Genomic DNA, 10987 nt, shown 5'->3' on the forward strand with positions numbered 1-10987 from the left:
GCCGCACCCAAAACCAAAAAGGAAAAATCACCCGCTTGACCCAACCCCCGCATCGCGGGAAACACACATCCACCCGGGTCACTTCTCGATGAAAATCCCGGGTCAACTCTCAGCGGAAATCAACAACCTCCGCTCACAGAGGCCGATCCCCTTCGCAAAAGAAGATGGGCTGCGGAGTCAACTGCGCTACCTAGTCTCGGACGCCGCGACCCGGATGCCGAAGTGTCGATGTTTAACCTCAGTCAAGGACACTTTGCGCCAAGCGATGCCAATTTTGACCGTGAACGGCGGTAGCCGCTGCACATGGGAAGAGCTGCATCTGTGCTCCACAAGATCTGTTGGAGGACGCTTGGCAGTGACGCCTCGAGTCGTCCGGGAACAAGCGCACCACTCCGCGAAACGCCGTACTCGATTTTCCGATCCGGTCGATCTCGGGTCAGAGATCGCCGGATTGACCACTTGTCCGCCTCGCTGGCCGGAGATCAATTGTATGAATACGAAAATAGCGAATCTGAATGGACTCGAAATCCTCGATTCACGGGGAAATCCGACCGTTCGAGTCACCGTCGAGCTTGAATCGGGCGCTCACGGAACGGCAAGCGTGCCATCAGGCGCTTCCACCGGAATGAACGAAGCCGTAGAACAGCGCGACGGCGATCCCAATCGATTTTCCGGCAAAGGTGTGCTGCGAGCAATCGAGCATATCGAGACCGAGATCGCTCATGCCGTCGTCGGCCGCGATGCCTGCGCCCAGATCGAAATCGACAGTGTTCTCGTCGACCTCGATGGAACGCCGAACAAGGCACGCCTCGGCGCCAATTCCATCCTCGGTGTATCGATGGCTGTCGCGTGCGCTGCAGCGGCAGCAGCTGGCAAACCCCTCTACGCATACCTTGCCGCCGGTAGGCCTGTCCGCCTGCCGGTCCCGATGATGAATGTGCTCAACGGCGGCCGGCACGCTGACAGCAGCCTGGATTTTCAGGAGTTCATGATCATGCCGGTGGGCGCGCCGAGCTTCCGGGAAGCAATGCGATATGCAGCCGAGACGTTCCATGCCCTGCGAGCGCTGCTTGCGGCCGACGGCCACACGACAGCTGTTGGCGACGAAGGAGGCTTCGCTCCAAAACTGGCCAACAACGAAGCCGCGTGCGAACTGATCGTCAGGGCAATCGAACGAGCCGGCTACCACCCCGGCGAAGACATCTGCATCGCGCTCGACCCGGCGGCAACGTCGTTCCATGATGGAAACTATAATCTCGAGCGTTCGGGCCAAGGCCGGAAAAATTCGAAAGAACTGATTGAGCTCTATGAAAGCTGGGTTAGCAAATACCCGATCGTTTCGATCGAGGACGGGCTGGCCGAAGACGACTGGTCCGGATTTCGTCGCATGACGGCTGAACTCGGCGAGGGTATCCAGATCGTCGGCGACGACATTTACGTGACGAATATCGACTTCATCCGACGCGGTATCGACGAGAAGTGCTCCAACGCGGCCCTCATCAAGCTCAACCAAATCGGCACGGTCTCCGAGACGATCGATGCAATAGAATTCTGCCGCAGCGCGGGATGGCGATACATAATCTCGCACCGGTCGGGCGAGACCGAAGACAGCTTCATCGCCGATTTTGCCGTCGCGATGGACGGCGGACAAATCAAGACCGGTGCTCCATGTCGCGGCGAGCGGACTGCCAAGTACAATCGGCTGCTTGAGATCGAACATCAGCTTGGGGCGGATGCGATCTTCGACAATCCATTGAAAGAACTGCCGTTTTCGTCGACATTATGCGCACCTCATGGATCGCAATAAAGCGTCGCTTTCTTTGCGCATGAGATTGTCATCGACGTCGGCCTCCATGATAATCTGCGGCACGCTCTCAGCAACACTGCGCAGGAAATCGCCGTCTCCGGCCTTCGCCATGAGCTCGGCAAGCGGTCGTCGGGATCAACTCCTCTCTTGGTGTGAAGCGCGGAAACTCCACCTGACCGATGAACTCGGTGGCCACCGTGATCGAACAGCAGGTGGTGAGGCGTACCATTGCGAAGGGTACAACGACCCAGCGGCCATCTGCGATTTCACGCTCCAGGTTCTTGCACGTCAGCCCCCCGTCCTGCGGAATATGATCGTGCACGGACGAACGCCCCGGAAAACGAAGGCGGCCCTGACCGGTCCTGTCCATCCACCCATCGGTGCTGACCCACGTTCGGGACGCAGAATAGGACACTGGTTGAGCACAACATGCGTGCGTCAATCCTCTAACCTATTGAACGAAATGGACACCTCGCGCGCACCTCGCGTGTTCCCGTCAATCGTCACAACATGCCGGACTTGCAGCGTTGGCACGCGCTTCCTGTATTGGCAGGGCGGTCGGACGTAAGCGCTTGTTTCATCCGGACTGGTAATTAGACCACGCCCTGCCCATGGACTGTCACCTAACAGGGCAGCCCGCCGCTTCTGTTCAAGACGGGCCGGCTCGGCATCCACCCGATAACCCGTTCAGGCCCCCAAGCCGTGTCGAGCTGCACATTGACCGATTTGACGGCATAGCTCTCCGGTACGAGAGACATAGCCCCAAACAAGCTGCCCGCCGCGATAAGCCACGTGCCCGTGCTTTTTTGCTCGCCTTGTTTTTCCTCTTCGGCCTCGACGCGAAAAAGATCCATCTTAACCTCTCGAATGTTCCTCCGGTCACCAAAATCAAGATTTCCACCGTTTGCGACGTGGGTCTTTAACGCGGATCAAAGACAGCACCGCCGCGCTTGGCTTGATTTTGTGGGAGTGCATTTGAAGGCGTCCGCCGCAGACATTTAGTGTGGGCTCGAAGATGCGGGTTCGTCCTCATCCCCATATGCTTCGGCATCGGCTGCCAAGCAGATCGATGAGGAGCGAACGGAAAACGGCGCGTCATAGAGAGTAGAGGATGCATCAATGTTGAGGCAACCCGACGCAACCCGCACGCACGCCGTGGCCGTCGGGACAGGAGCGACGCGACAACAGCTCCCGCAATGGATCGACCATCTGCCGCCCTGCAACGCGGCTTGCCCCGCTGGCGAGAACATCCGGGCCTGGCTCGATCTGGCGCAAGCGGGCAAATACCGTGCGGCCTGGGAGGCACTGGTTCGCGACAATCCGCTGCCGGCAGTCCACGGACGGGTCTGCTACCGCCCGTGCGAGAAGAGCTGCAACCGCGCCGAACTCGATGACGCCGTCGGCATCCACGCGGTCGAACGCTTTCTCGGTGATCGGGCGACCGCCGAGGGCTGGCCTTATCCCGTCGACGCGGAATCGAGCGGCAAGCGGGTGCTGGTGATCGGCGCAGGCCCCAGCGGCCTTTCGGCTGCCTATCACCTCGCCCGTCTCGGTCACGCCGTGGAGATTCGCGAAGCTGGCCCCCTTCCCGGTGGCATGATGCATTTCGGCATCCCGGCCTATCGCCTGCCGCGCGCCGACCTTCTGCGCGAGATCGGGCGGATCGAGACCATGGGCGTCAAGATCGTCCTCAATCACAAGGTCGAGGACGTGCTGGCCGAGAAGGCGGCCGGCGGCTTCGATGCGGTCTTCATCGCCATCGGTGCCGGCATCGGCAAGCATGTCGATATTCCTGCTCGTGACGCGGTTCGGGTCCTCAACGCCGTCTCGCTCCTGCATAAGGTCGCCGCCGCCGAGCCGCCCCGCCTCGGGCGCCGCGTCGTCGTCTATGGCGGCGGCAACACCGCGATGGATGCTGCGCGCACGGTGAAGCGCCTCGGCGCCGAGGAGGCGCTGATCGTCTACCGGAGCGACCGCGCCCACATGCCGGCACACGCCTTCGAGGCCGACGAGGCAGTCGAGGAAGGCGTCAGGATCAAATGGCTGACGACGATCAAGGAGATCGTCGGCCCCGACCTCACCGTCGAGACGATGGAACTCGACGAGAACGGCCGGCCGCAGCCCACGGGGCAGTTCGAGACGCTCACGGCCGACGCGATCGTGCTGGCGCTCGGCCAGGAGACCGACAGCGGCTTTCTTGGCCAGGTGCCGGGGATCGAGTTTACGTCGAATGGTGCGGTCAAGGTCGGTCCCGACATGATGACCGGACACCCGGGCATCTTCGCCGGAGGCGACATGGTGCCGGGCGAGCAATCGGTCACGATTTCGGTCGGCCACGGCAAGCGCGCGGCGCGCCACATCGACGCCTGGCTGCAGGGCGTGCGCTACGAACGGCCGACAAAGCATCCGACCGTGACCTTCGACATGCTCGACCTGCCCGTGTTCCTCGAGGCGGCCCGGAGCAGCGAGCCGCAACGATCCTTGGCGGCGCGGACAACCTTTGACGAGGTCGTGCAGGGGTTGAGCGAGCCCGAGGCGCGGTTCGAGGCGGGCCGGTGCCTCTCCTGCGGCAACTGCTTCGAATGCGACAACTGCTTCGCGGCCTGTCCGGAGCAGGCGATCCTACGCCTCGGCCGGGGCCGCGGCTATCGGGTCGAGCCCGATCTCTGCACCGGCTGCGGGATCTGCTTCGAGCAGTGCCCCTGCCACGCCATCGAGATGCAGCCCGAACCCGTGCCGGCGGATGCGCCACTTGGGCCGACCGACGAGCCGCTCGCACCGCATCGCTTCCGCCTGCGTGTATAGGGCCCTGGAAAGAGGAAGCGCCCATGGAACGAATGACTATGGACGGCAATGCGGCGGTCGCGCATGTCGCCTATCGCGTCAATGACGTCTGCGCGATCTTCCCGATCACACCAGCCTCGCCCATGGCCGAACTCGCCGACGAATGGTCGGCGGAGGGCCGGACGAACCTCTGGGGCGCGGTGCCGATCGTGCAGGAGATGCAGGCGGAAGGTGGCGCTGCCGGCGCCGTGCATGGTTCGCTCCAGGCAGGCGCGTTGACCACGACGTTCACCGCTTCTCAGGGCCTGCTCCTGATGATGCCGAACATGTTCAAGATCGCGGGCGAGCTTGCGCCCACCGTCTTTCATGTCGCGGCCCGTTCCATCGCCACCCAGGCGCTCTCGATTTTCGGCGATCATTCCGATGTCATGGCCGTGCGCGGCACCGGCTTTGCCCTGCTCGGCGCCGCATCGGTGCAGGAGGCGCATGACCTGGCGCTGGTGGCGCAGGCGGCCACGCTCGAATCCCGCGTTCCCTTCCTCCATTTCATGGACGGGTTCCGCACCTCGCATGAGGTCAACACGGTCACGATGCTGTCAGACAATGATATCCGGGCAATGATCGACGACGAGCTGGCGCGCGCCCACCGCCAGCGGGCGCTGAGCCCGGAGCGGCCGGTAACGCGCGGCACCGCCCACAACCCGGACACCTTCTTCCAGGCCCGCGAGACGGTGAACCCGTTCTACCTTGCAACGCCTGCCATCGTTCAGCGCGCCATGGACCGCTTCGCCAAGCTGACCGGTCGGCATTATCGGCTGTTCCGCTATGACGGCCATCCCGAGGCCGAGCGCGTGGTGGTGGTGATGGGTTCGGCTGCCGAGACCCTGCGCGCGACCGTCGCCCACCTGTCCGCCCAGGGTGAACGTGTGGGGTTCATCCAGGTGCTGCTGTACCGGCCATGGTCGGCCGAGGACTTTCTGGACGCGCTGCCGGCGAGCGTGCGCAAGATCGCCGTGCTCGACCGCACCAAGGAGCCGGGCGCGCCTGCCGAGCCGCTCTGCCTCGATGTGGCGCAAACCCTGGCCGACGCGTTCGCCCGCGGCGCGCGCAAGGACCTGCCGCTGGTCGTTGGCGGGCGCTACGGCCTCTCCTCGAAGGACTTCACCCCGGCGATGGCCAAGGCCGTGTTCGATCACCTCGAAAGCAATGACCCTCGCACCGGCTTCACCATCGGCATCAACGACGACGTCTGCGGCACAAGTCTCACAGTCGAGACCGGCTTCGAGATCGAGCCCCCGGGCACGACCCGGGCGCTGTTCTTCGGTCTCGGCGCGGACGGAACGGTCGGAGCCAACAAGAACAGCGTGAAGATCCTCGCGGAGGACCCGGAGCGCCACGCGCAAGGGTATTTTGTCTATGACAGCCACAAATCCGGCGCCGAGACCGTCAGCCACCTGCGCTTCGGCAACACGCCGATCGCGGCGCCCTATCTGCTCTCATCGGCCGACTTCATCGGCGTGCACAAGTTCGAGTTTCTCGACAAGCTCGATGTCCTGCGCCATGCCCGCGAGGGAGCGACACTCCTCATCAACGCGCCTTACGATCCGGCCGAGCTCTGGGACCATTTGCGCCGGCCGGTGCAGCAGCACATCCTCGATAAGCACCTGCGGCTCTTTGTCATCGATGCGAGCGGGGTCGCGCAGCGCTTGGGGCTCGGCCCGCGGGTCAACACCATCCTGCAGACCTGCTTTTTCGCGATCAGCGGCGTGCTGCCGCGCGAGGAAGGCGTCCGCCGCATCCGGGCGGCGATCGAGAAGACGTATGGCGACAAGGGCCGCGCGATCCTGGAGAAGAACTTCGCCGCGGTCGACTCCGCGCTCGATCATCTTCACGAAGTGACTGTCCCAGCCTCGGTGACCTCGACCGAAGAACTGCATGTCTTCGTGCCACCCCATGCGCCGGACCAGATGAGACGCATCGCGGCGCTACAGTTCGCTGGCCGCGGCGACGAAATCCCGGTCAGCGCCATCCCGGTGGACGGCAGCTATGTCGGCGGTACGACGCAGTACGAGAAGCGCAACATCGCCTTCGAGGTGCCGGTGTGGAATCCGGACCTCTGCATCCAGTGCGGCCAGTGCAGCATCGTCTGCCCGCACAGCGTCATTCGCGCCAAGTCCTATGACGGCGCCTTGCTCGAGGGCGCCCCGGAGGGCTTTCTCTCCGCGCCCGTCAACGCGCGCGGCTACCCAGACAAGAATTTCACCCTGCAGATCGCGGTTGAGGACTGCACTGGCTGCGGCCTCTGTGTCGACCACTGCCCAGCCCACGACCCGCTCGACGCGAGCGTCAAGGCCATCAATCTCAGTGAGCGGCAGTCGCAGATCGAGCCGGGCCGGCGCAACCTCGCCTTCTTCGATACCCTGCCGGAGCTCGCCCGCCAGGACGTGGACCTGCATCTCTCGCGGGGGCTGCAGTTCGTGCGGCCTCTGTTCGAGTTCTCCGGCGCCTGCGCCGGCTGCGGCGAGACGCCCTATCTCAAGCTTTTGTCACAGCTGTTCGGCGACCGCCTGCAGATCGCCAACGCGACGGGCTGCACGTCGATCTATGGCGGCAACCTGCCGGCGCTGCCCTGGCGGTCCGGCCCCGACGGGCGGGGACCCGCGTGGAACAACAGCTTGTTCGAGGACAATGCCGAGTTCGGATATGGCATGCGGCTCGCCGTCGATCAGCAGGTCGCGATGGCATACGCCCTGGTTCGCACGCTCGCCGACCGGATCGGGCCCCGGCTCGCAGCGCAGATCCTGGATGCACCACAGCGCACAGACAGCGAGATCGTGGCGCAGCGGACGCGGGTCGAGGATCTTCGCCGTGCGCTGGCCGACGCGACCGACGGCCTGGCGCGGAACCTCCTTGCCCTATCCGAATACCTGGTACGCCGCAGCCTGTGGATCGTCGGCGGCGATGGCTGGGCTTACGACATCGGCGCGGGCGGCCTCGACCATGTCCTGGCGCAGCCGCGCGACGTCAACGTCCTGGTGCTGGACACCGAAGTCTATTCCAACACCGGCGGCCAGGCTTCGAAGGCGACCCCGGTCGGGGCCGCGGCCAAGTTCGCCGCGGCCGGCAAGCGCACGCCGCGCAAGGACCTGGCCTTGCAGGCGATCGCGTCGGGCTATGTCTACGTCGCCCAGATCGCACTTGCCGGCAGCCCGGAGCAGACGATCCAGGCCCTGCGCGACGCGGAGGAATACGAAGGACCGTCGCTCATCCTCGCCTACAGCCAGTGCATCGCGCATGGGCTGAAGCTCAATTTGCGCGACGGCATGAAGCAGCAGCGGCGGGCGGTCGCCAGCGGATACTGGCCCCTCTTCCGCTACGACCCCAGGATGCGCCAGGCGGGCATGAACCCCTTCCGCCTCGACAGCACCCGGCCCCGGCTGCCGCTCGAGGACTTCGCTTACCAGGAGCTCCGCTACCGGATCCTGACACACACCCGGCCCGAAGAGGCCCGCGTGCTGCTGCGCCAGGCCCAGGCGGCGGTCGACGAACGCTACCGACTCTACGAGGACATCGCGGCGCGAGATGGGACGCGCTTCCATCCCTTCTGGCAGGAGGAAAGCGTCGCTCCCCACGATGGCAACGAGACCGGGGAAGCGGCGCAATGACGCTCGGGACGACCTACCTCGGCCTCGACCTCGCGCATCCAGTCGTCGCCGGCGCGTCGCCCTCGTCTGCGACCCTCGACGGCATCAAGCGCCTCGAGGATGCCGGGGCGGCGGCGGTCGTGACCACCTCGCTGTATGAGGAAGAACTCATCGACGAGGAAGAGGCGCTGGAAGCTGCCGCCATGGTCGGCGCGGAAAGCCATCCGGAGGTCACAGGCTATCTCCCGCCCCGGTGCGGATGCCGCAGTCCCCTGGCGGCGCATCTCGAGACAATCCGGCGCGCTGCGGAGGCCATAGCAGTGCCGCTGATCGCCAGCCTGAGCGCAACGACGCGGGAGGGCTGGGTCGGCATCGCAGCGGATCTGCAGGCGGCGGGGGCGGCGGCGCTCGAGCTTAATATCCACCATGTTCCGACCGATCCCACTGAAACCTCGACCGATGTCGAGCGGCGACTGATCGAGACCGTGCGCGACGTGCGCGCAGCAGTCCACATTCCCATCGCCGTGAAGCTCAGTCCCTATTTCACCGCATTGCCTCACCTGGCCGCCGGCCTGGCCGAGGCCGGAGCAAACGGCATAGTCCTGTTCAACCGGCTCTATGAGCCCGACATCGATCTCGAGACCAGGACGTTTTGCCCCGTGCTGGAGTTGTCGACGCGGGAAGACATCCGCCTTCCGCTGATGTGGATCGCCCTGCTGAGCGGAAAGACAGCGCTCTGCATGGCCGCCAGCGGGGGAGTGGAGCGGACCGACGATGTCATAAAATACCTGCTCGCCGGCGCTGACGTCGTACAGACTGTCTCGGCGCTGCTGCGCCACGGACCGGAACATCTGGCCCGGCTGGTCAAGGGGCTCACCGAGTGGACGCAGGGGCATGGGGCCACTTCGGTCACGGAAGTTCGCGGGCGCATGTCCGCCGATCGGCTGGACGATCCCGAAGTGCTCGTGCGGGCCCACCAAACCACGGCTTTGCTTCTTCGACACCCCTGTCGGCACACCGGACGCGGCGTCACTGGCCTGTGAGAAACAACAAGGGCTGCTTGCCGCAGAGACAGGCATCGCCTTCCCTGGATCTATTCGGCGCAACCTGCGGGGATGGAACAGCGCCGGCCCTTCTTTAACCTTCGTCAAGGACGCGGGACGACTACTATCCCTTATTGGATGCCTATTCAGGGACGGCTCCCGCCACCGCCAAGATATCCAAAGCGATCACCGACCATGGCCTATCAATATTCCACTCTCGACGACCTTGATGTGACGGGCAAGCGTGTGCTTGTGCGCGCCGATCTCAATGTGCCGGTCCGTGACGGCAGGATCACCGACACGGCCCGGATCGACCGGCAGGCGCCGACAATCCGGGAGCTCGCCGAAAGGGGCGCGCGCGTCATCGTATTGTCCCATTTCGGCCGCCCCAAGGGCAGACTCGTGCCGGAGCTGTCGCTGAAGCCCATTGCCCCGGCGCTCTCCCGAGCCATCGGCCGCACCGTGGCATTCGGTAACGATTGCATCGGCGATGTGGCGAAGGCCGCCGTATCGAAGCTGAAAGACGGCGACGTCCTACTGCTCGAAAATACCCGCTTCCATGCTGGCGAGGAAGCGAATGATCCGGATTTTGCGCGAGCGCTGGCCGAACTGGGCGATCTCTATGTAAACGATGCGTTTTCGGCTGCGCACCGTGCACATGGTTCGACCGAAGGTGTGGCGCACATTCTGCCTTCAGCGGCCGGACGAGCGATCCAGGACGAACTCCTCCATCTGCATAGGGCGCTGGACCAGCCCAACCGGCCAGTCTTGGCCATCATCGGTGGCGCCAAGGTGTCGACCAAGATCGCCCTGATCGAAAACCTGCTGAAAAAAGTCGACATCCTCGTCATAGGCGGGGCGATGGCCAATACTTTCCTGGCGGCAGAAGATATCGATGTCGGCAAATCGCTTTATGAAGCTGATCAGCTCGATACGGCCAAGCGCATCGTTAGTCTCGCGACCGAAACCGGCACAATTCCGATTCTGCCATCTGATGTCGTCGTGGCGAAGGTCTTCGAAGCGGGGGCACCGCATCGCACGGTTCCGGCACGTGAGGTGGCAGCCGACGACATGATCCTCGACGTCGGTCCTGACACGATCGCCGACTTCGAACAGCATCTGCAAACGGTGAACACGCTGGTTTGGAACGGCCCGGTCGGCGCATTCGAGACGCCCCCCTTCGACCATGGCACGATGACCATCGCCAGGCTTGTCGCGGCGCGCACCAAAGCAGGTCACCTGCTTTCCGTCGCCGGCGGCGGCGATACGGTTTCGGCGCTGAAACATGCCGGCGTCGCAGGCGACTTCAGCTACGTTTCAACCGCCGGCGGTGCCTTTCTGGAATGGCTCGAGGGGAGGGAATTGCCCGGCGTCGCGGCACTCGCGGCAAGTGTGGGAGTGGCTCAATGAGGTTCGCCGACTTCAACCGAATCGCAAAGGGTAAGAATGCCAAAGGCAAGGGACGTCTCGACCTGCGGCTCCGATCAGTACCAGATATGGAGACACGACCATGGTGAAGACAATGAGAGCGGCTGTGGTACACGCCTTCGGTGAGCCTCTGAAGATCGAGGAAATCCCCATTCCTGTTGATTTCCGCTGAGAGTTGACCCGGGAGAGGCATAAATTTCCGCTGAGAAGTGACCCATGTTCTGACCTTTCCCCTGGCTGTTGCGTCGGGGGACATTGGAGTGATCGACATGGCGTTATTG

At 63.8% G+C, this 10987-nt stretch carries 6 protein-coding genes; 5 read left to right on the plus strand and 1 reads right to left on the minus strand.

Translation table 11 applies throughout. The features are described from left to right. The first annotated feature begins 490 nt into the window (after positions 1–490). Positions 491–1807, plus strand: coding sequence for a phosphopyruvate hydratase (gene eno, locus NZK81_RS20970; RefSeq protein WP_188818871.1), 1317 nt, complete (start codon positions 491–493; stop codon positions 1805–1807). A 623-nt stretch (positions 1808–2430) separates the two neighbouring features. On the opposite strand, the gene NZK81_RS20975 is transcribed toward eno, so the two are convergent. Then, complete coding sequence (locus NZK81_RS20975) at positions 2431–2661, minus strand: hypothetical protein (protein WP_067738222.1); 231 nt, start codon at positions 2659–2661, stop codon at positions 2431–2433. Between the two features lie 265 nt (positions 2662–2926). On the opposite strand from NZK81_RS20975, the gene NZK81_RS20980 reads away from it, so the two are divergent. From NZK81_RS20980 to NZK81_RS20995, 4 genes are all read left to right on the plus strand, one after another. Next, a complete protein-coding gene (locus tag NZK81_RS20980; protein ID WP_229710118.1) occupies positions 2927–4612 on the plus strand; it encodes an NAD(P)-binding protein in 1686 nt (561 codons plus the stop codon). Between the two features lie 23 nt (positions 4613–4635). Then, positions 4636–8256, plus strand: a complete 3621-nt coding sequence (gene nifJ / locus NZK81_RS20985; protein WP_260047925.1) for a pyruvate:ferredoxin (flavodoxin) oxidoreductase — start codon at positions 4636–4638, stop codon at positions 8254–8256. Continuing rightward, on the plus strand, positions 8253–9278 hold the full coding sequence (locus NZK81_RS20990; RefSeq protein WP_260047926.1) for a dihydroorotate dehydrogenase-like protein: 1026 nt from the start codon (positions 8253–8255) through the stop codon (positions 9276–9278). The genes nifJ and NZK81_RS20990 overlap by 4 nt, the downstream gene beginning before the upstream one ends. Positions 9279–9473: 195 nt before the next feature. Continuing rightward, complete coding sequence (locus tag NZK81_RS20995) at positions 9474–10688, plus strand: phosphoglycerate kinase (protein WP_013833408.1); 1215 nt, start codon at positions 9474–9476, stop codon at positions 10686–10688. Positions 10689–10987 lie beyond the last annotated feature (299 nt).

This window comes from Novosphingobium mangrovisedimenti (genome assembly GCF_025153475.1).
In the GTDB taxonomy this organism is placed as follows: Bacteria; Pseudomonadota; Alphaproteobacteria; order Sphingomonadales; family Sphingomonadaceae; genus Novosphingobium; species Novosphingobium mangrovi_A.

What these genes read in the sequence shown, in the direction of transcription:
- eno (WP_188818871.1), top strand. Translation starts at nt 491, where the DNA reads ATGAATACGAAAATAGCGAATCTGAATGGACTCGAAATCCTCGATTCA.
- NZK81_RS20975 (WP_067738222.1), bottom strand. Translation starts at nt 2,661, where the DNA reads ATGGATCTTTTTCGCGTCGAGGCCGAAGAGGAAAAACAAGGCGAGCAA.
- NZK81_RS20980 (WP_229710118.1), top strand. Translation starts at nt 2,927, where the DNA reads ATGTTGAGGCAACCCGACGCAACCCGCACGCACGCCGTGGCCGTCGGG.
- nifJ (WP_260047925.1), top strand. Translation starts at nt 4,636, where the DNA reads ATGGAACGAATGACTATGGACGGCAATGCGGCGGTCGCGCATGTCGCC.
- NZK81_RS20990 (WP_260047926.1), top strand. Translation starts at nt 8,253, where the DNA reads ATGACGCTCGGGACGACCTACCTCGGCCTCGACCTCGCGCATCCAGTC.
- NZK81_RS20995 (WP_013833408.1), top strand. Translation starts at nt 9,474, where the DNA reads ATGGCCTATCAATATTCCACTCTCGACGACCTTGATGTGACGGGCAAG.